Genomic DNA, 24,308 nt, shown 5'->3' on the forward strand with positions numbered 1-24,308 from the left:
TCCTGTCACATTTGCGAGGCGTCCATGGCGTCGGCATTCTTATCGATCGTCGAAAAAATCATCCGCAAGGGTTCGTTGAAACTTACCATCGCCAATGGCGAAACCCACACTATCGGCGACGGCACCGGTGAAACCGTTGTCGCCCGCCTTGCCGATCAGGAGGCCGAGGACGCCATCCGGCGCGACCCGGCCATGAAACTCGGCGAAATGTACATGCAAGGCCGGTTCATTCTCGAACAGGGCAACATTTACGATTTCCTGTCGCTGGTGAAACAGAACACCACCAACGAGATCTTCGATTTCAAGATGGCGGCACTTCTCCTCGGCCGCATTGCCAAGCAGCAGCTGAAGAGCCGTGTGCCGGTCAATCGCAACAAGCACAATGTCGCCCACCATTACGATCTGTCGGCCAAGCTCTTCGATCTTTTCCTCGACGAGGACTGGCAATATTCCTGCGCCTATTTCGAGCCGCCGGGCATTGGTCTCGACGAGGCACAGCTCGCCAAGAAACGCCATATCGCCGCCAAGCTTCTGCTCGAGCCGAACCAGCGTATCCTGGAGATCGGCTCCGGCTGGGGCGGCATGGGCATGTACCTGACGGAGGCGACCGACAGTGCCGAGTTCACCGGCATCACACTGAGTGAGGAGCAGCTCAAGGTCTCGCGTACGCGCGCCGAAAAACGCGGCCTTGCCGACCGGGTGCGGTTCGAACTGCAGGACTACCGCACCATGACGGGCAGGAAGTTCGACCGTATCGTCTCGGTCGGCATGTTCGAACATGTCGGCATCGGCCACTACGGCAATTTCTTCCGCAAGGTATCGGATCTCCTCGACGACAACGGCGTCATGGTGCTGCATTCGATCGGCCGCCCGAAGCCGAGCTTCGGCACCAATGCGTTCATCGAGAAATACATCTTCCCGGGCGGCTACATCCCTTCCGTCGGCGAGGTCGTGCCGCCACTTGAGAAGGCCGGACTGCTGGTCAAGGATATCGAAATCCTGCCGCTGCATTATGCCTATACGCTGCGCCATTGGCGCGAGCGTTTCGTGGCGCGCAAGGCCGAAGCGGTGGCGCTTTACGACGAGCAGTTCTTCCGCATGTGGGAGTTCTATCTGGCCGGTTCCGAAATAGGGTTCCGCTGGGACGAGCTCTTCATCCTGCAGATCCAGATCGCCAAGAACCAGTTCGCCGTTCCCGACAATCGCAATTACATCGCGCGCAATGAAGCAAAGCTGAAGGAATTCGAGGCGGGGCGCGCTCCGCTCGAAAAGGTGACGTTCTGATCCCGCGGAAGTGCCGCTTCCGCTGGCGGTTTTGCCAAGGGACGGATTCTCATGAAAGGACGTGCCGATGAGCAGTGCGTTTCCCGAGATCTACCTGGTCCGCCACGGTGAAACCGAATGGAGCCTGTCCGGGCGCCATACCGGACGCAGCGATATTCCCCTGACGGCGAACGGCGAGGCCGCCGCTCGCAAGCTCGCCGACCGGCTGGCGGGCCTTGCCTTCTCCGCCGTCTGGTCGAGCCCGTCCGAGCGGGCCCGCAAGACCTGCGCGCTTGCCGGATTCGGATCGGGCGCGGTGATCAAGGACGATCTCGCCGAGTGGGACTACGGCGCTTACGAAGGCATCACCACCAAGGCGATCCTTGCCGACCGTCCCGGCTGGCAGCTCTTTCGCGACGGTTGCCCGAAGGGCGAGTTCGCCGCCGATGTCGGCGCCCGCGCAGACGCCGTCATCCATGCGCTTCGCCAAACGGCCGGCACCATCCTGATCTTCTCGAGCTCGCATTTCCTGCGTGTGCTGGCCGCCCGCTGGCTTGGCCTTCCGCCGGAAGACGGCTCCCGTTTCGTGCTCGATACGGCCAGCATCAGCGTGCTCGGCTACGAGCACGATCTGACCGAGCCGGTCATCCGCCGCTGGAACCAGAGATAGCGCTGGCATCCGTCATTTTTGCCTGTGTCATCTCGCTGCCGTGGTTAACACTGGGGTAACGAGATCAGGATAAATGTAGCGAACGCCGCCCTCCGCGGCTTTGTTTTTGCGTTTTCTGGAGTGCGGATGTGTCTCATCGATCAGTCGTATCGATCTCTCTGGCTATTGCCCTTTTCTCTGCTGGATCGGCGGTCGCCCAGGAAAGCGGCCAGCACTTCTGGTCCGGCGACTGGTACCTGAGCGTCGGCGTTGCCGGCTTCTCCGCCCCGAAATTCGAGGGCTCGTCGCATAATGAATTCAAGTTCAGCCCGCTGATCTCCGTCGGCCGCCAGGGTGCTGGCCCGCGTTTTTCCTCGCGCAACGACAATCCCTCCTTCGCCCTCATCGACAAGGGCGCCTTCCGCGCCGGCATCGTCGGCAAATTCGTGCCGTCGCGCGATGACGGCGACAGCAGCCAGCTGAAGGGCTTGAAGAAGGTCAAATGGGGGGCGGAAGCCGGCGGTTTCGTCGAAGTCTACCCGACCGATTTCCTTCGCGCCCGCGCCGAAGTCCGCCAGGGCATCCGCTCGCATGACGGCATCGTCGCCGACCTCGCGGTCGATGCCTTTACCGATATTGCGCCCGACCTGCAACTATCAGGCGGCCCGCGCGCGACATTCGCCACCAGCGGCTATTACGACGCCTACTACGGCGTCAACGCCAAGCAGGCGGCGGCAAGCGGCCTTGATCCCTATAAGCCGTCGTCCGGCATCCAGTCCTATGGCGCCGGCACGGCGCTGACATGGAAGGCGACGGAAAACCTCTCGGCAAGTTCTTTCCTCGAATATAAGCGGCTGGCGGGTCCCGCCGCCGACAGCAGCCTCGTGCGCGACCGCGGCTCGAAAAACCAGGTCCTGATCGGCGTTTCGGCGACCTATAAGTTCAATTTTTCCCTGCAGTGATTGACAGCGCCGCGGGTCATTTCAGATGCGTGGCGCTGTAACCATTTGAATTGCAGTGTAATTTCATCCCGGGATCGATTCTGATCTAGGGATGATGCAAGTGGCAGCGCAATGATCGCTTCTTGACCGGATCGGCGGCCCGCCGCTAGATGAGCGGCATGCACGATACCGGCGACTTCAACGATCGCGTCTCCGACGCACCTTCCGATAACTGGGTCTACCGGATCCTGCCGCCATGGCTTTGGCCCTATGCGCAGCTGGCGCGCTGGGATCGCCCGATCGGCTGGCAGCTCTTGATGTGGCCGTGCTTCTGGTCGGCGACACTTGCCGCCAATGCGGCGATCGGCGAGGGGCTCTATTCCGGCAGCCTGCTGGTGTCTCACCTGTTCCTTTATTTCATCGGCGCGGTCGCCATGCGCGGCGCCGGCTGCACCTATAACGATCTCGTCGACCACGAGATCGATATGGAAGTGGCGCGTACGCGGTCACGTCCGCTGCCCTCCGGCCGCGTCACCCGCCGCCGGGCGAAGATCTTCATCGGCTTGCAGGCGCTGGTCGGCCTGTTCGTGCTGTTGCAGTTCAACTGGCTCAACGTCTTCCTCGGCGTGCTCTCGCTCGGGATCGTGGCATTTTATCCCTTTGCCAAACGCTTCACCGACTGGCCGCAATTCTACCTCGGGCTTGCCTTCTCCTGGGGCGCGTTGATGGGTTGGGCCGGGATTTTGGGCGGCCTCTCCTTTGCCGCCATCCTGCTCTACGCCGCCTCCGTCGCCTGGACGATCGGCTATGATACGATCTATGCGCATCAGGACAAGGAAGATGACGAGTTGATCGGCGTCCGCTCCACCGCGCGCCTATTCGGCGACAGGACGCGGCAGTGGCTGATCGGTCTTTACGGACTGACGCTGGCGCTGATGTTTATTGCTTTCGTTCTCGCCGGCGCCAATCTCATCGCCTTTCTGGGTCTGCTCGGTGCGGCCGGCATGTTCGCCTGGCAGATCGTCCGGCTCGATATCGATGATGCCGACCAGTGCCTGGCGCTCTTCAAGTCAAACAACCGCGTCGGCCTGATCATCTTCTTCGGCCTCTTCGTCTCGCTGCTGTTTGCCATTCCCTGATTGGGACGAACCGGGCGCGGGCGCCTGTCCCCAGATAGGAGGATTGGTCTAGCAGGCATTCGTGTTGTGCTTTATGGCAGATGGAAGCCATGCCTTGATCTGTTGATCCGTGAGGTTAGCACCACACAACATAGTCGCTACACGGCAGCCTTTTAGGGCAGATGCCTGCTCAAGAATAGCAGCGAGCCCGGCTGCTCCGGCTGGTTCGACGAGACGCTTCCATGTGTCATGAGCAAATCGCATTGCATCGAGAAGCTGATCGTCATCCACGAGAACGACGTCATCGATCGTGTCTTTAAGCCAGCCGACGGCCGACGGGACGGGAATCCGCACAGCAATTCCATCGGCAATCGTGCGTGCCTCCGGCGTTGAGATCACGTCACCCGCATTGTAGGACAGTGCCATGCAAGGTGCGCCCTTTGCGGCGACTGCGACGACCCTTGTTCGCGGTGATCGTGATTTGAACCAGCATCCTATTCCGGCCGCCAGAGCACCGTTGCCGAGCGGTATGAAAACGGCGTCGATATCTTCGACCTCTTCAGTCAGCTCCGCCGCAATCGTTCCTGCTCCTTCGGCAATGGCTGCGCTCGCTCCATCCTCGACGAACTGCAGCTTCCGTTCGGCGGCGTAGATTTTGGCGGCCTCCTTTGCAGCGTCAAAATCTTCTCCGGCGAGAAAGACTTCTGCCCCAAACCGGCGCATGGCTTCGATCTTCAACGGATTGGCGTTGATACTGGCGAACACGACCAGAGATCGCCCATGCCGCGCGGCATTGTAAGCAAGCCCCTGGCCGAAATTCCCGGCTGATGCCGTGACCAGAGGAGTTCTGTCTCCAACGACGTCGGCGAGAAAATACCCCGTCCCGCGCCCCTTGAAGCTGCGGATGGGATTTTCCGTTTCGTCCTTGGCGACGAGTGACAGCGCGAGCCTATCGGCACGCAACAAGTTGGTGTTCAGGAAAATCGGATCGATTTTTTTGCGTGCATCGTCGATTTTGGCGGCTGAAAGAGGTGTTTGTTTTGTCATGGGCAGATGATAGGAATTTTCGGCGCGGAAAAACCGCGCTCGTGACAAATTTATAGCGGAATTTCTGCTTATGGGCTTGGTTATACGCTGTGGATGATATTGATCGAACTATTCTGTCGATGCTGCAGGAGAATGCCGACATTCCCGGCAAGGTCATTGCTGACGCGGTCAATCTCTCACCTTCGGCCGTCGAACGGCGGATCAGCAAACTGAAGCAGGATGGGATCATCGAGAGGATCGTTGCGGTGGTCAGTCCGAAAGCCGTCGATCGCACACTGTCCGTTCTGGTTGAGCTTGAAATCCAGAACGAACATCGACACACGCTGGAGCAATTCCAGCGGTGGTTGGACCATGCGCCTGAAGTTCAGTCATGCTGGTATGTCACCGGCGACATGGACTATGTCCTGCTCGTGGCCGTCCGCAATCTTGAGGAATATAATATCTTCATTGAGCGGCTTATGGGCGAGCAACAGGCGCTCGTGCGAAAATACAAGAGCCTGATCGCACTCAAAACGGTCAAGCACGGATTGGGACTTTCCGTCCTTGAATGAGGGGATTTTTACTGGCTACGCAGTGATCCTGTCAAAATTCATCCCGCGGTGCCGATTGAGATTGAAGCGACAGTTTGCGGCCGAGTTCGACAGCGTCGCAAAACGGGCATTCCGCGACAGATGAGTGCGCAGAATGCCCGCCAATGAGCGTCCGGTGTCGCGATTTCGGTCAGTTGCGGGCGATGATTTCCTTGCCCTCGATCTTCATGGCGACGCCCAGCCGGCCGGTGGTGCGGCGCACGAGGAAGCGCGGACGGCGATTGGCGAAGTAGGAATGACGGCGGCGCGGCTTGAGATCGCTGGTGCGTAAGGCGCCGATGTGGTCTTCGAGCGGCCGGGCAACGCCGTCGGCCTCGACCATCAGCATCGGAATGCGGAAGGCTTCCGACCAACTGCGCCAGTCGGCGGCGATATCGCTGAGATCATGGGCGACGAGCAGCGGAATGCAGAGCTCCGGATCGGTGTGGTGAAGCTCCAGCGTCACGGTGACTTCGCCGTCGCCATGGTCGATGGCGCGGGCGGCGACACCTTTGAAGACGCGCTTGGGCAGCGCAATCGAGAGCGGCAGGCCGCTGGAGGGGAGGACCTTGCGCAGGACCGCGCCGCGTTCGTCTATGGTGATATTGACGTCATCCGAACAATCATGGATGGCGTAGCTGACCTGTTGGGGAAAGCGGGACGGATCGAGACGTAACGTCGTGCCAGCCCAAGCGGGCTTCATAACGGGATTGTTCATTTCATTCTACCCTTGTCTTACCTGAGAGCCGATTTCCGGTCTTCTCCTTGGGACTTTTCGTCCTCTATGGCCGACAATAGGCAGCCGCCCTTCCGTACAGCTTAAAAATTGCGGTTAAGAAAACTTTGCCTCCTCTGATGGTTATCAAAACCGAATCCGGCAGGGTTTCCGGAAGGTGAACGGTGTGGTGTGCTGGAACGATGCATCCGGAGGTAAGCCTCAGGTAAGCTTTCCGTGGCAAAATGTGCTCACCAGCATTTCGTCGTTCTTTTAGAGATTTTGCCAAAAAGGGCGCTTTTCATGATCACGGCTTCCCTCGCTTACACGATCCTGTCGCGGGATATGACGTCGAGCCTCAACAAGGTTGCGTCGCAGGCGACGGTCAAGAAGGATGCCCAATATTACGCCGACCATATCAACAAGGTCACATCCGTCGACGACTTCCTCGGCGACTACAAGCTCTACAGCTATGCGATGAAGGCCTATGGCCTCGAGGACATGACCTACGCCAAGGCCTTCATGAAGAAGGTGCTCGAGAGCGATCTCACCGATCCCAACAGCTACGCCAACAAGCTTTCCGATACACGCTACCGCGAGTTCGCCGCCGCCTTCAATTTCAACGAGCCGGCCAAGGACGTGCAGACGGACGCTCAGGAGGACGATCTCATCGGCCTCTACAAACAGTCCTTCATCGATGCCGACAAAGCCGCCAGCGCCGAGAGCAGCTATTACGGCACGGCGATCGACGGCGTGACGACCGTCGACGATCTGGTCAACAACACGCGGCTGCGCACCTATGTGCTGAAGACCTTCAAGATCGATCCGACCTATGCGTCGAAGGATTTTCTGCGGCAGGTGCTGACAAGCGATCTCAGTGACCCCACCAGCGTCGTCAATACGCAGGGCGGCGACAAGTACAAGGCGCTTGCCGCCCAGTTCGGTTTCAACGCCGACGGCACCGTCAACGGCACGGCGCAGACCGCTGCGCAGAAGGCCTCGGTCATCGAGACCTACACCCTGAATTCCCAGTCTGTCATCATCGACAATTCGGTCGGCTCGGATGTCTACTATGTCGGCAAGACGGCGGCAGACTACAACAAGGCCTATTACACGGCGAAGATCGGCACGATCACCAATGTCGACGATCTGGTCGCCGACAAGCGCCTGACATCCTACATCACGACGGCCTACAGCATGGGCGCCGACTTCACCGCCGCAGCACTGCGCACGGTGCTGACCGACCCCGGTTATGCCCAGCTGATGGGCTTTACCAATGTCTACAATGCTTTCAACTTCAAGGCTGACGGGTCGACCTCCAGCACGGCGCGCGTCCAGACGGTCGATCAGGCAAACAGTCTGCAGGCGGCCGCATCGGGCACGAAGAACTATTATACCGTCACCTCGCAGTCGAGCGGCATCACCAATGTCGACGCCCTGCTGGCTGACAATGTGCTGGCCCGCTACATTAAGGATGCCTATGGTCTCGGCACGAGTTTCAGCAATGCCGACCTGAAGAGCATCCTGACCGATTCGACCTATGCCGCGGCCCAGGGCCATGCCGATCTCAATGCCGACTTCAACTTCCAGGCGGATGGCTCGATCAACGGTTCCGTGATTCAGACTGCGGCGCAGCGGAAATCGACCACCGACAAGTCGGCGGCGAACGCAGCGCACTTCAACAGCATGATCGGCAATGTCACCAATGTCGATGACATCATGTCCGATGCTGTTGCGGTCAGCTATATCAGAAACAGCATGCAGATCGCCGATAGCGTCTCCGATGCGACGTTGAGGACTTTCCTCGTCGACCGTACGGCTGCCAGCGCCCAGGGCTACAGCGACGTTCACGATCTCTTCAATTTCAAATCGGATGGTTCGGTCCCGACCCTTTACGCCTCGCAAAGTGCGACGCAAAGTGCCAGCACCACCAGCAAGGCCAGCGATGCGGCGGTCTATTACCAGGCAACCATCGCCGGCATCTCAAACGTTGATCAGTTGCTGGCGGACCAGAAGCTGAACAATTTCGTCCGCAACGCCTTCGGCATCCCGTCGACCGTCACCGACGTCGCTCTTCGCAATATCCTGACCGATCAGAGCGGTACCGGCACCTATGCCGATGTCGCCGGCGCCTTCAACTTCAAGGCGGACGGCACGCTCGAAGACGGCTTGCAGGCGCAGACGGCCACCCAGATCAGCAGCACGAAATTTGCCGCCGAAGCGCGCACGGACGACTATTCCGCGCGGATGGCGACGATCGCCAATGTCGATGATCTGCTCGCCGATTCCGCCATCACCAATTTCCTGAAGAGCACCTACAATCTGCCTTTCGATATCTCGGACGCCGATCTGAAGAGCATCCTGACCGATGCGACGGCCGCTGCCGCCGCCGGCCATGCCGATCTCAATGCCGACTTCAACTTCGCTGCCGACGGATCGCTTCCTGTCGTCAGCTCGGTCCAGACGGCCGACCAGGCACAGACCACCAACGACAATTACGCGGCGCGTTATGACGACGAGCGCGACGAGGCGCTCGACGAGGTCGCATCCAACTACCAGAAGCTTATGGCCGACAGCAGCAGCCTGCTGAATTTCTCGGACGTCAAGAGTGTCAACGATTTCCTGCGCAGCAATTCGGCCGCCGATTTCAGCAAGAGCAATGACAATCTGCCGGATCTCTACCATGTGGCGCTGCAGGCCTTTGGCCTGACCGACCAGGACGTCCCGCGCTCGATGATGCGCAAGGTCCTGACGAGCGATGCCTATGATCCGGATGGTTATATCGCCTCGCTCAAGGATGAACGCATCACCAACCTTGCCCGCGCCTTCAACTTCGGCCCCGACGGCAAGGCGGCGTCACCTTTCCAGGCGCTTCCCGATGCGACCCTGGCCAAATACGCCACCGACTATAAGTCGCATATCACCATGCTGATGAAGGATGGACCGGTAAAGGACAAGGCAGCGAAGGATGCGACGGCCGAGGTCGACTATTTCGCCAAGGGCATGGCAAAGGTGAAGTCGCTCGACGATTTCCTGGATGACAGCCGCCTGACCGACCTGGTGCTGAAGGCGAACAACCTTGACCCCAAGGATTACGACAAGGCCACGCTGAAGAAGATCTTCACCTCCGATCCTGACGACAAGAAGAGCTACCTCAACACCAAGGCCGATGCGCGTTTCCAGGATATCGTCGCCGCCTTCAACTTCGACAAGGACGGCAATCTGACCCGCGCCAAGATCGGCACGATCCAGAACAAGGCGGCCGAGGAGCACACCCAGGAACTCTACGTCCAGCAGACGATGGAAGCCCAGCAAGGCGAAAGCAACGACGGCGTCCGCCTGGCGCTCTATTTCGCCCGCAAAGCCCCGAGCATCACCTCGATCTATTCGATCCTCGGCGACAAGGCGCTCTATCAGGTCATCACGACAGCCTACAACCTGCCGTCGCAGATATCGGGCATGGACGTCACCAAGCAGCGCGATCTCCTCAGCCGCTTCGTCAAGCTCGAGGATCTCCAGGATCCGAAGAAGGTCGACAAGCTGCTGCGCCGATTCACCGCGATGTACGACGTCCAGAACGCTGCCCAGCAGTCGCCGGCGCTGATGATCCTGACCGGCGGCGGCACGCAGTAGTCCTAAGTAAGGCAATTCCAGCAAAGCGCGCAGCGGGTTTCCCCCACGCTCCGTCGTCCCAAGGCTTGAGCTACAGCTTTCCGGTTGGCGTCAATGACTGCCCCTCACCCTAACCCTCATATGCGCTAGGTTAAGCGAGCGTGTAGATCGTCGCATTGTTTTCGGCGTCGTCGCGGCGGCTCACAGAGGTGGCGACGACTTCGCGTGACGAGATTACAGACGGCCTGCCACAGAAGTGGTCCGCGGATGGCGGCGCAAATGGTGGCCAGGGCGATCTTCATGAGACGCCAGCGCGATGGGCTTGCCAATGGGGGGCTAGCCAGTGGGGTTGCCACATCCAGAGGGGGGAGAGTCCGGGACTTGCCCGGCAATCTGTTCGGCGATGATGGCGACGATCAGTCTGGCGTAGAGCCATGCCCGGGCCAGTTCCGGCTTCTTGGCCGGCAAGCTGTCGAGGCCGGCCAGGCTCTTGAACCGTTTGAACGCCAGCTCGATTTGCCAGCGGAAGCGATAGAGGGTGAGGATATCGGCCGGCGGGAAGGTGGTGGCCGGCAGCGAGGTCAGCAGCAGAATGTACTTCGCCGCCTCGAGACTGCGCGGATCGGGTTTTTTGCCGTGCTTGCGGGCGGCTTTGAGCAGACGCTCCTGCTCGGCTTGGGCCTGTTGCGGATCCTTGCGTCGGACAATGAGGCGCAGGGCCAGCGGCGGTGGTGGCGGCGTCCCCGTCATGCCTTCGTGGACACGAACCTGCACCTCGCCTTCCTGCTCTTGCTGAGCGGCGAGTGCGGCAAACAGATCAAAGGGCTCGCCATTCGTCTGCAACAGGCGCAACGAGTTCCAGCCGGTCCGCACGATGAAGTCTGCACCGGCGTCGATCACCGGCCGCAGGTCGCGCGGTCTTGCATAGTAGCGATCGGCCAGCACGATATCGCCGGGTGCGTAGGTAAGGCGCTGAAGGTTCTCGGCACCATGGATGTCGGTCAACTCAAGCTGATCGACCTGAGCCGTTGCCAAGTTGTAGCCGACATGTAACCGCCATGTCGTGCGGTCAGCGCCTGGATGGCAAATCGACGTTCCATCGAGCACACGCAAGCGATATCCCGCAAAGCGCCCCGTCGGCACTTTGGCCTGTTCGGCAATCAGCGCGGCCACGATGTCGCCAAGCCAAGGCGCCGCTTTGCACAGCCGCTCAAGCAGCGATGGGTCTGACAAACGGGCGATCCCGCCCGCTTCGGCCCATGCACAGGTCTCGCGTAGCGACATGCCAAGGCCGCCATAGGCAAGTGCCAGCCGCAACAGCGTCTCGGCATTCTTGATTTCCCGCACCCGCGTAAAAGCACCGCGCAACCGCGCCGTTGCTTCCAAGTCAAAACCCGCCGGAAGCCGCTCGCGCACTTCCGGCCAATGATCCAAAACCTCAGGACGAATCTTCATCCAAAGCTTGAATCACAACCAGATTCCTTATGTCCAGGGCTAAACCTAGCGCATATGACCCTAACCCTCTCCCCGTTCTGACGGGGAGAGGGGACGTGCCCTGCGAGAGGTGAGCGAGGAACGGAAAGGTCGCGGCTTGTCTTCGCCCCGTTTACGGGGAGAAGGTGCTGGCAGCCGGATGAGGGGCCGGCATCGGCGATCTCTTGGGCCGAGTAGCAGAAGATGACATTGAACTGCCGCTCTCAACCATCGGGAAATACCCCGATCGTCGCGCTCACGGATCGAGGCTGACAACCTTTCCCGGGTTCATGATATCGGCGGGATCGAAGGCGCGCTTGATGCGGCGCATCAGCTCGATTTCAATCGTTGGACGGATCGCCGCCAGTTCATCCCGCTTCAGCTGGCCGATGCCGTGCTCGGCCGAGATCGAGCCGCCATGCGCCAACACCAGCCCATGTACGATGTGGTTCATCTCGCGCCAGCGAGCGATGAAGGCGGCCTTGTCGGCGCCGAGCGGCTGGGAAATATTGTAATGAATATTGCCGTCGCCCATATGGCCGAAGGCGCAGATGCGGGCGCCCGGCATCGCCGCCATGACCGCTTCTTCGGCCTCGGCCATGAAATGCGGGATCCTCGACACCGGCACGGAAACATCGTGCTTGATCGACCCACCTTCCGGCTTCTGGGCATCCGACATGCTTTCTCGCATGTGCCAGATCGCCTTCTGCTGCGCTACCGATGCGGCGATTGCGGCATCCAGCACCAGCCCGGCCTCGAAACCCTGTTCCAGCACCCCGTTCATCATCCGCTCCGCCGTCTCGGCCGAATCCGACGTCGAAATGTCGATCAGCACATACCAGGGATAGGCCGTTTCCAGCGGATCGCGCACGCCGTCGATGTGGCGTGTGGTGATCTCGACCCCGAAACGCGGCATCAGCTCGAAACCGGTCAGCGAGGCGCCGCAGAGGCTGGAGGCCAGGTTGAAGAGGGCAAGCGCATCCGTCACCGAATTCAAGCCGGCGAAGGCCACCTGATGGCCGAGCGGCTGGGGAAAGAGCTTGAGCACCGCGCCGGTGATGATGCCGAGCGTGCCCTCGGCGCCGATGAAGAGATCGCGCAGGTCGTAACCGGTATTGTCCTTTTTCAGGCGGCGTAAACCGTCCCAGATCTCGCCGGTCGGCAACACCACTTCGAGGCCCAGGCAGAGCTGGCGCATATTGCCATAGGCAAGCACGGCCGTACCGCCGGCATTGGTGGAAAGGTTGCCGCCGATGCGGCAAGAACCCTCCGAGCCGAGCGACAGCGGAAAAAGCCGCCCATGCGCCTCGGCTGCCTTCTGCACCTCGGCCAGGATGGCGCCGCCATCGGCCACCAGCACGTTCGCCACCGGATCGACATCTCGGATCTTGTTCATCCGCTCGAGCGACAGGATGATATCGGACTTGCCCTGACGCGGCGTCTGGCCGCCGACGAGGCCGGTATTGCCGGTCTGCGGCACGATCGCCGTTCCGGTCTCCGTCGCAAGCTTCATGATATCAGAGACCTCCTCGACCGAGCCGGGCTTCAGGAGGAGCGGGGAGGAGCCGTGATAAAGCCCGCGGTTTTCGATCAGATGCGGTGCAAGATCGGCCTCGCTACGCAGCGCGTATTTTTCGCCGACGATGGCAGCGAAGCGATCGAGGAGTTCGGTGGAAATGCTCATTCGGGCTCGGTCCTCCATCGTCATCTACAGCGCCGCGCGTCTTTTCAGACGCGCTTAGGACGCTGTAGCACTTTGAATTGCTGCATAATTCCTAAATCGATTCCGATTTAGGAATTATGCAGCAGGTCTTTTCAGTCGCGGGGTGCAGCTGCCCGCTGCAGCCGGTCGTTGATCGCCTCGCCCAGCCCCTCCTCGGGAATCGGCGAAAAGGCGATGCTCTGGGCGCCGCTGGCATCGGCCCGCTTCATGTAGTCGAAAAGGTTGGCCGCCGCCTCTGCCAGATCGCCGCGCGGGCTGAGATCAAGCACGATCCGTGCACTCTCCGCGCCGGAGACCGCAGCACTGCCGAAGGCAATCAGTGCCTCACCGGGTTCTACCGCCGTCGCATTGAGACGCACGGAAGCACCCGGCGCATAATGCGAGGCGAGCATGCCTGGCGCCTCGATCGCCGCCGATGCCGTTCTCGCCCGCAGCAGCGGTTGGCCTGCGACGCGCTCGATCTCGCGCGCCGCCAGTCCACCCGGGCGAAGCAGCCTCAGCCGGCCGCCCTCTGCCTTGACGATCGTCGATTCGACGCCGACGGCGCTTGGGCCCGCATCGAGGATCAATGGGATTCTTGCCCCGAGATCGGCTTCGACATGGGCGGCACTCGTGGCGCTGACCCCGCCTGAGGTGTTGGCGCTGGGGGCTGCGAGCGGCCGTCCGAAGGCGCCTATCAACGCGCCTGCGAAACCCTTCGGCACACGGATGCCGACGCTGTCGAGCCCGGCGATCGCCAGCGAATGGATCGAACTCAGAGGCTTCAGCGGCAGTACCAGGGTCAGCGGCCCGGGCCAGAAGGCTCTGGCGAGCGCCCGTGAGACCGGGTCGAATTCGGCATGCTCTTCGGCCATGGCGAGGTCGGCCATATGGCAGATCAGCGGATTGAAGCGCGGCCGTCCTTTTGTCTCGTAGATGCGGGTGATGGCTGCAGGATTTGTGGCGTCGGCCGCCAGGCCGTAGACGGTCTCTGTCGGGATGGCGATGGCAAAGCCGTCGGCAAGGGCGGCGGAGGCCGCCTCCAGCGCTGCCTGCCTGTCTGCCGTGATATCGATCGTGCGTGCCATGTCCTGCCCGTGTTAGTCTTGGCAGTCATTAGGCTTTCCGCCGCCCGCGATCAATCGCTTAAAGCTGCCGGATGATTTCGCGCAGCTGTTCGTTGCGGGCGCCGAGCAAGAGGATGTTGCGGATCGCTGCCTGCGGATCATGGGTGCGGAAGAGCAGGCCGTTGCCGCGCACCGACCGGTCGATGGTCATCTTTTCGGCGGAGTTTTCGCCGGGTTTGATCGCGACGGCGAAATACATGCGGGAATAACCGACATCGATGCGCTCGAAGAAATTATCGTTCTCGCCGATGTCGGAATAGAAATTGGAGATGTAGAAGGCCCAGCTGACCTCTTCGTAATGGGCGAATTTCGTCCGCGCGGCGGTGACGTGGCAATAGCCGAGATGCGGGCTGTCCTCCAGCGTCCGGTGAAAGATCATCTTCGGAAACTGGATCGAGTGGTGAAAGCCGTTGATGTGCTGATGCGTCTTTTCGCCGGCCACCTGCAGCTTGCGGCCGGTCTTTGCCGCGACCTCATCATGGGTGAAATAGCGTTTTTCCTCGGCCAGCCAGTGCCGCCTCTCGCGGGGGATGCGGCCGGTGCGCAAAAATTCGGAATGCGCGGCAATCAGCTGCGGCTCTTGCAGTTTACCTGCTTCTTTCGCGTCGAAATAACGGAGTTTGGCCATGGTTCGCGTTCTTCGGTCGGTCTGAATCAGCAGCAGGATAGGACCGTATGCTTAAGGCGATGTTAAAAAACGGCCGCGGCAGCCGGATGCCTGAGGGGCAAATGCCGGCAGGTGTCGCAAACGCGACTGATATCGATATCAGGCAGCCGACCTCTTTGCGGAGCGGGTCTTTACGCCATGTCGCAATTGACGATAATTGCCCGGAGAGTCGGGCGATGTCATCGACGGGGATGGGCAGCCTTAAGCCTTGCCGCATCCTGTCGTCAATTTCGAAGCCGATGTCGCATTACAACCAAGCGGCAGGCAAGCTCGGTGCTTAAATGACGCCATGAACAATTCTCCCGAAGGAGAAGGACGCGGGCGCGCTTCCGCCGGCCTTCCCACTCGAAGGCGGCACCGGGTGCACGAGGACATGAAGATGGATATTCGCAGCAACGTTTTGCGTCAGCTCAAGAGCCGCCGTGAGGGCTTCAGCCTCGAACAGCCGTTCTATATCGACGAGGATTATTTCCAGCTCGACATGGAGATGATCTATTATCGCGATTGGCTGTTCATCGGCCATGATTGCGAGCTGCCGAAGCCGGGCGCTTATTTCACCGTTCAGATCGGCAGCTATCCTGTCGTCATCGTCCGCGGCCGCGACAATGTCATCCGCGCCTTCCACAACAGCTGCCGCCATCGCGGCTCGCGCGTCTGCACCAAGGAGCACGGCTCCTCCGTGCGTCTCGTCTGTCCCTATCATCAATGGACCTATGATCTCGAAGGCAAGCTCGCCTTTGCTCGCCACATGGGCGATGATTTCGACAAGACCGGCTTCAACCTGAAGCCCGTCCATTGCGAGATCGTTGCAGGCTATGTCTTCATCTGCCTTGCCAACACCGCCCCGGATTTCCAGCCGGTGCGCGACAAGATCGAACCCTATGTCGCGCCGCACCGGATCAGTGAGAGCAAGGTCGCCTTCCAGAGCACGATTATCGAGAAGGGCAACTGGAAGCTTGTCTGGGAAAATAACCGCGAGTGCTATCACTGCGCCGCCAATCATCCCGAGCTCTGCCGCACCTATCCCGAAGCCCCGAGCGTCACCGGCACGGATGGCGGCGCCGACGATCCCGAGATCGCCGGCCATTGGGCGCGCTGCGAGGCCGCCGGCCTGCCGAGCAAGTTCCAGATTTCGCCGGACGGCCAGTTCCGCACCGCCCGCATGCCGCTGATCGAGGATGCCGAGAGCTACACCATGTCGGGCAAGCGCGCCGTCCAGCGCCAGCTCTCCGACGATATTTCGATCAGCCATATCGGCGCCATGCTGCTCTTCCACTACCCGACGACGTGGAACCACCTGCTCGGTGACCACGCCATCTCCTTCCGCGTGCTGCCGCTCAGCGCCAACGAGACAGCGGTGACGACCAAGTGGCTCGTCCACAAGGATGCCGTCGAAGGCGTGGATTATAATCTCGAAGAACTGACCCACGTCTGGACCGAGACCAACGATCAGGATCGCCGCATCGTCGAGGAAAACGCCTTCGGCATTCACTCGCCCGCCTATGAACCCGGCCCCTATTCCGCCTTGCACGAGGGCGGCGTCATGCAGTTCCTCGAATGGTATTCGAACTTCATGGTGAACCGTCTGCAGGGTGACCAGGCGAAAATTTCCGCCGTGGCCTAATGCATGTAGCCCGGAACTGTTACGGTTCCGGGATAACGGCATGCATGAACAAAGGACTGAAGTGCGTTCCGGGCGACATCATCGGCCTCCCGGTTAATGCCCGGTTCAGATCGATTTCTGTACACATACGAAAGCAGTTGGCCCCCGGCCGCTTTCGGAACCATTCCGGCACGAAAGCGTTGCTGGGCAGGCAGTTATCGCTGTTGAATGGGAGAGAAGAATGTTCGGTTTGAGTAACAAGATCGCGACCGCAGTTCTGGCGGCCGCCGTGGTGCTGACGGGCTTTGCGCCGTCGCAGGCAATCCAGATGCCCACCGCCCCGCAGGTGGAAAAATCCTCCGCCGTCGAGAACGTGCAGTACCGCCGCTATTATCGCCCCGGTTACCGTCCTGGCTACCGGCCTGGCTATCGTCCCGGCGCCTATTACCGGCCCGGTTATTACGGCGGCTATCGCGGCTATTCCTATTACCGCCCGGGATACCGCCGTTATAACGGCTACTGGTATCCGCTCGCCGCCTTCGGCGCCGGCGCGGTGATCGGCGGCGCTATCGTCGCGCAGCCGCGTTACGTCGAGCCTGCGCCCCGCATGGGTTCGAGCCACGTCGCCTGGTGCGCCAACCGCTACCGGTCCTATCGCGCCTACGACAACACGTTCCAGCCCTATAACGGCCCGCGCCAGCAGTGCTATTCGCCGTATTGATAAACGTGCTGTTCTCAAGAAACGTCTGCCCCTCACCCTAACCCTCTCCCCGTAAAAACGGGGAGAGGGGACGTGCCCCGCGAGAGGTTGGTGGGAACGGAGATGTGGCGGCACATCCCCTTCTCCCCGCGCGCGGGGGTCCGAAGGACGGGTCGAGACCCGTGGCTCGACCCCGGTGGTGGCGGCAGCCGGATGAGGGGCTGCGCGCCCTCAGAATGCCGAAAACTTCACCCTCAAAGAATATCCACTCTCCTCAGCAACCACCAGGCAAAGGCAATGGAGCCGACGATGAGGACGACGGCGTATTCCGTGCCGTAGTCGCCGACGGCGAAGGGCAGGTTTGCCGTGTTCATGCCGAAGAAGCCGGTCACCAGCGTCGGCGGCAGCAGGAAGGCCGTCATGATCGACAGCAGATAGAGGTGGCGGTTGGTTTCGGAGGATTGTTTCGAATCGATTTCTTCGTGCAACAGGCGTGCCCGGTCCTGCAGCGCATAGATATCGTGGTCGACCGTTTCCAGCCGGCTCGTCAGCCGCCGCGCCACGTCGTCGAAGCCGAAGGGCATCTCGTCGTCGTCGGCCGCCGCCGCCCGGCGCATCAGCGCCAGCACGGTGCGCAGATGCCGATGCAGCCTGACCACGGTGCGCCGCACCGGCGCCAGGCGTCGGCGTTCGTCGCGCTGCGCGCTGTCGTAGACGATATCCTCGATCTGGTTCAGCTCCTCGGTGAGCTCGATGACGATCGCGATCAGCGTGCGCTGGAACTCGATCACCAGCAGTTCGAAGAGATCGACCGGCCGGGAAAATTTGCCCGGATTCCTATCGATCAGCGCCCGCGCCCGCTCGACGCTGCGCAGCGGCTGCAGCCTTGTGGTGATGAGGAAGCGGTCGGACATGGCGAAATGCAGCCAGCCGAGATTGTTGGTATCCTCGGCGAAATCGCGCTGGCAATCGACGAGCGTGCCGTAGAGCATCTGCTCGTCGACGGTGATGGCCGCATGTGTGTCACGCGTCGTCAGCGCCGATTTCGCGTCCTCCGTCAGCCCGTCCAGCGTATCGAGCAAGGCCGGCACGCGGGCGTCGACAAGGTTGAGATGCAGCCAGTAGAAACAGTTGTCGGCGGTCAGTTCCGCCACCGTCGCACTGTTGTTCAGCCGCACCGCGGTCTTTTCTTCGGGCGAGAAGCGATAGGCCCAGACGAAACCGGGTATGTTGACGGGCAATGTGTCCATTGTTCGCCGGTCCTTTGCGAAGGCGATGTCTTCCCTTAGAGTTTGTTCATGACGTCCATTTGTCCAACGGTGCAAGAACAAAGCGTCATGCCGGGCGATTTATCGCATACCGGTCGAAGAAATCGAAATTGACGTTTACGTAAAAATCAATTAGCCCTTGCCTCGGAGGGGCTTTGCCGCGAGCGAGGCCGGTCCGCGGAGGAAAAACCATGTACAAGGCGCCCGTCGAGGAAATCGCGTTCACGTTGAAGCATGTCGCGGGCATGGGCGAGGCGATGTCAAAAGGGATGCTCGGCGATCTCGGCGAAGATCTGGTCGATGCCATCCTGGCCGAGGCCGGGCGTTTTGCCACAGAGGAAGTGGCGCCGCTTGCCGACATCGGCGACCGCCAGGGCGCCCGCCTGATCGATGGCGAGGTCAGGCTGCCGGATGGCTGGCGCGATCTCTATCGCCATTGGATTGCCGGCGGCTGGAACGGCCTGACGGCGCCCGAAGCTTTCGGCGGCCAGGCCTTGCCGCATATGCTGAATGTCGCAGCACTCGAAATGTGGAATTCCGGTTCCATGGCCTTTGCGCTCGCTCCGACGCTGACGATGGGCGCCATCGAGGCGGTCAGCACCCATGGCAGTGCTGCGCTGAAAGACACATATCTGGAAAAGATGGTCTCCGGCGAATGGACCGGCACCATGAACCTGACGGAGCCGCATGCCGGCTCCGATCTCGGCGTGCTGAAAGCCCGCGCCGAGCGCCGCGATGACGGCAGCTACCGCCTGTTCGGCCAGAAGATCTTCATCACCTGGGGTGAGCATGACGCGGCCGACAACATCATCCATCTGGTGCTCGCCCGCCTGCCGGATGCGCCGGCCGGCACACGCGGCATCTCGCTCTTCCTGGTGCCGAAATTCCTGGTGAACGACGACGGCTCGCTTGGGCCCCGCAATGATCTGTTCTGCCATTCGCTGGAGCACAAGCTCGGCATCCATGGCTCGCCGACCTGCACGATGATCTACGGCGACGGAAAATTCGGCAGTGAAAAGGGCGCTGTGGGATGGCTGGTCGGCGAGGAGAACAAGGGGCTGGCCTGCATGTTCACGATGATGAACAATGCCCGCCTTGCCGTCGGCATGCAGGGCGTGGCGATCGCGGAGGCCGCCACCCAGAAGGCGCTCGCCTATGCCAGGGAACGCACCCAGGGCAGGGCACCGGGTTCAGGCAGTGCCGGCATGAGCCCGATCGTCGAACATCCCGATGTCGCCCGCATGCTCCTCACCATGAAGGCGCTGACGCAAGGGGCGCGCGCCATCTCCTATGTCTGCGCCCATGCGATCGACATGTCGCACCGGGCAGGTGACTCCAGCCGCCACTGGCAGGAGCGCGCCGCCCTTTTGACGCCGATTGCCAAATCCTTTTCGACGGATGCCGGCGTCGACGTCGCCTCGCTCGGCATCCAGGTGCATGGCGGCATGGGTTTCATCGAGGAGACGGGTGCGGCGCGTTATCTCCGCGATGCCCGCATCGCCCCGATCTACGAGGGTACCAACGGCATCCAGGCGATCGACCTCGTCACCCGCAAGCTGCCGCTCTCCGGCGGCGATCAGGTGAAGGGCTTCATCGCCGAGCTTAGAGAGATCGCCGACGACGTCCGCCGCTCCAATCTCGATGGTTTCGGCGAGACCGCTGTCAGGCTCGACGCGGCGATCGTCGATCTCGAACAGGCGACCGCCTGGCTGATGAAGACGCTTGCCGAGAACAGCACCGCCGAGGCGCTCTCGGGTGCCACCCCCTATCAGCGCCTGTTCGGGCTGGTGCTCACCGGCTGTTATCTTGCCAAGGGTGGTCTCGCCGAGGCAGCCGATGGGGCAGGTGAAAACCGCATCGCGCTCTGCCGCTTCGCCGCCGAAAACCTGCTTGCCGAGACCGCAGCCCTGCGCGACCGCGTCGTCAATGGCGCGGCAAGCCTTGCCGCCGCCCGTATCCTGCTTGCCTGAGGAAACCCAATGACCGATCACATCATCGTCGAGCAGCCTTCCGCCCATCCCGGCGTCCAGTCTATCCGCTTCAATCGGCCGGAGAAGAAGAACGCCATCACCCGCGCCATGTACCGGACCATGGCCGATGCGCTGAATGCCGCCAACACAAATCCCGGCATCCGTGCCACCGCTTTGCTCGGCACCGAAGGCTGCTTTTCGGCCGGCAACGACATGAACGACTTTCTTGCTGCCGCGATGGGCGGCCGCGGCCTGGAGCAGGAAATCCTCGATTTCCTCTATGCGCTGGTGAATGCCGAAAAACCCGTCGTCTCGGGCGTCGACGGCCTGGCGATCGGCATCGGCACGACGATCCATCTCCATTGCGACCTGACCATCGCCTCCAGTCGCAGCCAGTTCCGCACCCCCTTCGTCGATCTGGCGCTGGTGCCCGAGGCCGGTTCCAGCCTCGTCGCGCCGCGCCTGATGGGGCATCAGCGCGCCTTCGCCCTGCTGGCGGCCGGCGAAGCATTCTCCGCCGAAGAAGCCAAGGAAGCCGGCCTGGTATGGAAGGTCGTCGACCCAGGCGAGGTCGATTCACTGACGCTTGGCCTGGCGGCAAAGCTCGCGGCCAAGCCGCCGGAGGCGCTGCGCATCGCCCGCGACCTCATTCGTGGCGATCGCGGCGAGATCATCGCCCGCATCGACGAGGAGGCCCGCTATTTCTCCGCGCGGCTAAAAAGTGCCGAGGCCCGGGCGGCCTTCGAAGCCTTCATGCGCCGCTGAGCGCCGCCTGGTAGCACCAGTCCGGGAGCAAACGGATACCGATTAGACCGCCGGCACATTGAATACTTCGCCGGCCCTGAGTGGCCGGAACCGCTCCGGGGGAATATCGTGCTCGCTCATTGCGTCTTGCAACGCTCTTGCCGGCGCGTCGACCGCTTCATTTGTCAGTTGGAACGTGGCGAAGTGATGCCCGGCCACATAGGCCGCATTTGCCAACTTCATTCCGATCACCGCCTCTTGCGGATTCTGGTGCTGCCCTTTCATGAACCAGCGCGGCTCATAGGCGCCGAAGGGTAAAATGGCCAAACGAAAGCCGCCATGTTTCTGCTGTGCCGCTTTGTAATTGATGCCGTCGTGAAAGCCCGTGTCACCGACGTGATAAATTTTTCCGGCCGGAGTCGATAAAACGAACGACGCCCAAAGTGCCATCCGCCGATCGGCGGTTCCGCGGGCGGACCAATGGTGTGCAGGCTCCGCATCAATGCTTATTCCGGCGTGCGAAATGCGCTCGCCCCAGTCCATCGATGTCGTCTCTATATCGGGCATGGCACGGCGAATGATCGTGTCATTGCCAAGTGGCGTCACGACAAGCGGCCGATGCTTCGCAGCCAACCGCCTGAGCGTTGCGATATCGAGATGATCATAATGATTGTGCGACACCAGCACGAGATCAATCGGGGGCAAATCATCGAACGCGATGCCCGGTGGGACGACGCGCCTGGGTCCGGCAAAAGCGAGGGGACTCGCGCGCTCCGACCAAACCGGGTCGGTGAGGATATTGAGCCCAGCGACCTGCACGAGCATTGTTGCATGACCAACCATGGTCACCCTCAGATCCTCGCCATCGACGCATGGATCCGGCTTGGCCGCCGGGTACGGACTTGGGACCGACTGAGGCCAGCGCTCACGGCCACCGCCGAATTGCCACCGCAGCAGATCGCGGAAGCCAAGGGGCTCAATACCTTCGGGATTGAAGAAATGCGTGCCGTCGAAGTGATCGGACACTGGGCCGTTATAGTATGGGTTGCGTCTTTTGGTCTTTCCGACAGGCACGCCTATTTCTCCAGCGTCGCCACCACCTCGACATGCGAGGTCCAGAGGAACTGGTCGATCGGCGTTACTTGCGTGATCCGGTAGCCGCCCTCGACGAGGATCGCCAGATCCCGCGCCAGCGTTAGCGGATTGCAGCTGACTGCCACGATCTTCTTCACGCCGGAGCGGGCGAGCTCCTGGCACTGGAACTCGGCACCGGCGCGCGGCGGGTCGAAGACGACGGCGTCATAGGGCTTGAACTCCTGCGTCATCAAAGGACGGCGAAAGAGATCGCGCTTTTCGACGGTGACCGGCTTCAGCCCTTGCGTGTTGCGGGCGGCATGGTCGAGTGCTGCGAGCGCCTTTGCTTCGGCTTCGACGGCGTGCACGCGGCCGATCCGCGCCAGCCGCAGTGAAAACGTGCCGGAGCCGGCAAAGAGATCGGCGATCCGCTTCGACTTGCCGGTATGGGCAATGACCAGCTCCGCCATCGCCTCTTCCGCCGGCTTGGTCGCCTGGGTAAAACCGCCCGGCGGTGGTGAAACCTGGATGCCGCCGAATTCGACCATCGGCTTCGACGGCTCGACCAGGATTTCGCCGTTCAGCGAAACACGGGCGATGCCGCGCAAGCTGAGCGCGGTCTCGATCGCCTTGCGTCGCTGCGGATCGGAGAGCTTCTTCACGTCGTCGACGGAGATGTCCAGACCGGAAAGCGTTTCGAGCACGGCGACGCGGAAGGGTTCGGCACTGGTCGCCAGCGATGCAGCAATCGCCCTGATCGCCGGCAGCCGGGCGATGATCCCTGCCGACGAGATCGGACATTCCTCGATGGCGACGATATGGTGGCTTTCGGCCTGGTTGAATCCGACCAGCATGTCCTTCTCGGTCTTGCGCGCCGCAAAGACGACACGCCGCCGTTCGCCCGGCCGGGCCGGAACGATCTCGCCGACCTCTGATGTCAGACCCTTGGATTTCAGCGCATCGATGACCAGCTGGCGCTTGAAGGCGCGGTAGGGCGCATCGGCCATATGCTGGAGCGTGCAGCCGCCGCAGGTGCCGTTGACACCATCCGGACCGAAATGCCGACAGGGCGGCTCCTGCCGGTCAGGCGAGGGCGTCGTGATCGACATGATCGTGCCCTGGCTCTTGACCCGGGCAATCGCCACGGTTTCGCCTGGCAGGGAAAAGGGTACGTAGACAGGCCCGCCGGCGCTGCTGGCGATGCCGTCGCCCTGGGCGCCGAGCTTCTCGATCGTGACGGTTTCGGTGCTCACGGTTTTAATCCTGCCAGAAGGAATTCCTGATTGCCGTCGCCGCCGGAAATCGGGGAGGGGATGAGGCCGAGGCTTTTCCAGCCCATGTCCTCGACGAACCAGCGCTCCAGTTCTGCAGCAACGGCGGGAGCAGACGAGGGGTCCTTCAGCATCCCGCCCTTGCCGATCGCTTCGCGCCCGGCCTCGAACTGCGGCTTGACCAGCAGCACGGCGACAGCGCCCGGTTCGGCGATCTCAAGAGCCGGCGCGAGCGCCAGCTTCAGCGTGATGAAGGAGACGTCGGAAACGATGAAGGTGGAGGGATGGTCGATATCGTCTGCCGTCAGGTTGCGGGCGTTGAGGCCCTCCCTGTTCGTCACGCGCGGATCGCCTGATATGCGCGGATGCATCTGCCCATGGCCGACATCGATCGCGGTGACATGCGCGGCACCGCGCTGCAGCAGCACCTCGGTGAAGCCGCCGGTGGAGGCACCGACATCGAGACAGTGATGGCCGGCAGGATCGAGCCGGAAATGATCGAGGGCAGCGGCAAGCTTCAGTGCGGCGCGCGACACATAGTCCTGCGCCGGATCGTCGATCTCGATGGCCGCGTCCGCGCCAAACAGCGCGCCGGCCTTCGTGACCACCTGGCCGCCGATCTTGACGGTGCCGCGCTGCACGGCGTCGCGGGCGCGTGAGCGGCTGGCAAAGAGGCCGAGGGAGACGAGAAGCTGGTCGAGACGTTGGGTGTTTTGATCTGACATCGGCTGTGCATGACCGGCAAAGCCGCCGGTTGCAAGCATTTTGTTCCCAAGACCGTCATTGACCCTCAAA

At 61.4% G+C, this 24,308-nt stretch carries 21 protein-coding genes; 11 read left to right on the plus strand and 10 right to left on the minus strand.

The features are described from left to right. Positions 1-24 precede the first annotated feature (24 nt). The 4 genes from AC25BC_RS02925 to ubiA all read left to right on the plus strand — a co-directional run bounded on the left by AC25BC_RS02925 (position 25) and on the right by ubiA (position 3,992). On the plus strand, positions 25-1,284 hold the full coding sequence (locus tag AC25BC_RS02925) for a cyclopropane fatty acid synthase (RefSeq protein WP_128440049.1): 1,260 nt from the start codon (positions 25-27) through the stop codon (positions 1,282-1,284). 67 nt (positions 1,285-1,351) lie between these two features. Then, positions 1,352-1,933 carry a histidine phosphatase family protein gene (locus tag AC25BC_RS02930; protein ID WP_128407969.1) on the plus strand — a complete coding sequence of 194 codons (582 nt, stop codon included), beginning with the start codon at positions 1,352-1,354 and terminating at the stop codon, positions 1,931-1,933. 128 nt (positions 1,934-2,061) lie between these two features. Beyond that, complete coding sequence (locus AC25BC_RS02935; protein WP_017993118.1) at positions 2,062-2,874, plus strand: MipA/OmpV family protein; 813 nt, start codon at positions 2,062-2,064, stop codon at positions 2,872-2,874. A gap of 158 nt (positions 2,875-3,032) precedes the next feature. Further along, positions 3,033-3,992: a 4-hydroxybenzoate octaprenyltransferase gene (ubiA, locus tag AC25BC_RS02940; protein ID WP_020486917.1), complete on the plus strand. Its 960-nt coding sequence runs from the start codon at positions 3,033-3,035 to the stop codon at positions 3,990-3,992. A 48-nt stretch (positions 3,993-4,040) separates the two neighbouring features. Here the strand turns inward: ubiA and AC25BC_RS02945 are convergent, their stop codons facing one another. Further along, positions 4,041-5,018 carry a threonine ammonia-lyase gene (locus AC25BC_RS02945; RefSeq protein WP_128407970.1) on the minus strand — a complete coding sequence of 326 codons (978 nt, stop codon included), beginning with the start codon at positions 5,016-5,018 and terminating at the stop codon, positions 4,041-4,043. A 119-nt stretch (positions 5,019-5,137) separates the two neighbouring features. Between AC25BC_RS02945 and AC25BC_RS02950 the strand changes: the two genes are divergently transcribed. After that, positions 5,138-5,569 (plus strand): Lrp/AsnC family transcriptional regulator, encoded by a 432-nt coding sequence (locus tag AC25BC_RS02950; protein WP_041935466.1) that lies wholly within the window; start codon positions 5,138-5,140, stop codon positions 5,567-5,569. A 169-nt stretch (positions 5,570-5,738) separates the two neighbouring features. Here the strand turns inward: AC25BC_RS02950 and AC25BC_RS02955 are convergent, their stop codons facing one another. Then, the gene (locus AC25BC_RS02955) at positions 5,739-6,305 is read right to left on the minus strand and encodes a DUF6101 family protein (protein WP_003556960.1); all 567 of its coding nucleotides are present in this window, start codon (positions 6,303-6,305) and stop codon (positions 5,739-5,741) included. Positions 6,306-6,605: 300 nt separating this feature from the next. Between AC25BC_RS02955 and AC25BC_RS02960 the strand changes: the two genes are divergently transcribed. Next, positions 6,606-9,935 carry a DUF1217 domain-containing protein gene (locus tag AC25BC_RS02960; protein ID WP_128440050.1) on the plus strand — a complete coding sequence of 1,110 codons (3,330 nt, stop codon included), beginning with the start codon at positions 6,606-6,608 and terminating at the stop codon, positions 9,933-9,935. Between the two features lie 315 nt (positions 9,936-10,250). Here the strand turns inward: AC25BC_RS02960 and AC25BC_RS02965 are convergent, their stop codons facing one another. The 4 genes from AC25BC_RS02965 to AC25BC_RS02980 form a co-directional block, all read right to left on the minus strand. Continuing rightward, a complete protein-coding gene (locus AC25BC_RS02965) occupies positions 10,251-11,369 on the minus strand; it encodes an IS4 family transposase (RefSeq protein WP_017993194.1) in 1,119 nt (372 codons plus the stop codon). Between the two features lie 274 nt (positions 11,370-11,643). Beyond that, positions 11,644-13,071, minus strand: coding sequence for an FAD-binding oxidoreductase (locus AC25BC_RS02970; RefSeq protein ID WP_113545795.1), 1,428 nt, complete (start codon positions 13,069-13,071; stop codon positions 11,644-11,646). 131 nt (positions 13,072-13,202) lie between these two features. Continuing rightward, positions 13,203-14,177 carry an L-threonylcarbamoyladenylate synthase gene (locus tag AC25BC_RS02975; RefSeq protein ID WP_128440054.1) on the minus strand — a complete coding sequence of 325 codons (975 nt, stop codon included), beginning with the start codon at positions 14,175-14,177 and terminating at the stop codon, positions 13,203-13,205. A gap of 58 nt (positions 14,178-14,235) precedes the next feature. Continuing rightward, complete coding sequence (locus AC25BC_RS02980; RefSeq protein WP_003556968.1) at positions 14,236-14,844, minus strand: DUF6656 family protein; 609 nt, start codon at positions 14,842-14,844, stop codon at positions 14,236-14,238. Between the two features lie 47 nt (positions 14,845-14,891). On the opposite strand from AC25BC_RS02980, the gene AC25BC_RS02985 reads away from it, so the two are divergent. The 3 genes from AC25BC_RS02985 (at position 14,892) to AC25BC_RS02995 (ending at position 17,207) form a co-directional block, all read left to right on the plus strand. Next, on the plus strand, positions 14,892-15,164 hold the full coding sequence (locus AC25BC_RS02985; RefSeq protein ID WP_017993125.1) for a hypothetical protein: 273 nt from the start codon (positions 14,892-14,894) through the stop codon (positions 15,162-15,164). Between the two features lie 98 nt (positions 15,165-15,262). Next, on the plus strand, positions 15,263-16,507 hold the full coding sequence (locus tag AC25BC_RS02990) for an aromatic ring-hydroxylating oxygenase subunit alpha (protein WP_012756275.1): 1,245 nt from the start codon (positions 15,263-15,265) through the stop codon (positions 16,505-16,507). A 220-nt stretch (positions 16,508-16,727) separates the two neighbouring features. Beyond that, on the plus strand, positions 16,728-17,207 hold the full coding sequence (locus AC25BC_RS02995) for a BA14K family protein (protein ID WP_017990466.1): 480 nt from the start codon (positions 16,728-16,730) through the stop codon (positions 17,205-17,207). A gap of 233 nt (positions 17,208-17,440) precedes the next feature. Here the strand turns inward: AC25BC_RS02995 and AC25BC_RS03000 are convergent, their stop codons facing one another. After that, positions 17,441-18,436 (minus strand): transporter, encoded by a 996-nt coding sequence (locus AC25BC_RS03000; RefSeq protein ID WP_012756277.1) that lies wholly within the window; start codon positions 18,434-18,436, stop codon positions 17,441-17,443. Between the two features lie 209 nt (positions 18,437-18,645). On the opposite strand from AC25BC_RS03000, the gene AC25BC_RS03005 reads away from it, so the two are divergent. Together AC25BC_RS03005 and AC25BC_RS03010 are read left to right on the plus strand one after the other, a co-directional pair. Then, on the plus strand, positions 18,646-20,424 hold the full coding sequence (locus tag AC25BC_RS03005) for an acyl-CoA dehydrogenase family protein (RefSeq protein ID WP_012756278.1): 1,779 nt from the start codon (positions 18,646-18,648) through the stop codon (positions 20,422-20,424). A gap of 9 nt (positions 20,425-20,433) precedes the next feature. Further along, positions 20,434-21,189, plus strand: a complete 756-nt coding sequence (locus tag AC25BC_RS03010; protein WP_012756279.1) for a crotonase/enoyl-CoA hydratase family protein — start codon at positions 20,434-20,436, stop codon at positions 21,187-21,189. 42 nt (positions 21,190-21,231) lie between these two features. On the opposite strand, the gene AC25BC_RS03015 is transcribed toward AC25BC_RS03010, so the two are convergent. Genes AC25BC_RS03015 through AC25BC_RS03025 form a run of 3 tightly spaced genes read right to left on the minus strand, consistent with a single transcriptional unit; the run spans position 21,232 to position 24,277 of the window. Beyond that, positions 21,232-22,242 (minus strand): MBL fold metallo-hydrolase, encoded by a 1,011-nt coding sequence (locus AC25BC_RS03015; RefSeq protein WP_012756280.1) that lies wholly within the window; start codon positions 22,240-22,242, stop codon positions 21,232-21,234. 2 nt (positions 22,243-22,244) lie between these two features. Beyond that, positions 22,245-23,495, minus strand: coding sequence for a class I SAM-dependent RNA methyltransferase (locus AC25BC_RS03020; protein ID WP_128440055.1), 1,251 nt, complete (start codon positions 23,493-23,495; stop codon positions 22,245-22,247). Beyond that, positions 23,492-24,277: a TlyA family RNA methyltransferase gene (locus tag AC25BC_RS03025; RefSeq protein WP_244432242.1), complete on the minus strand. Its 786-nt coding sequence runs from the start codon at positions 24,275-24,277 to the stop codon at positions 23,492-23,494. Before AC25BC_RS03025 ends, AC25BC_RS03020 begins: the two co-directional genes overlap by 4 nt. Positions 24,278-24,308 lie beyond the last annotated feature (31 nt).

The sequence above is a fragment of the Rhizobium sp. WSM409 genome, from assembly GCF_057653825.1.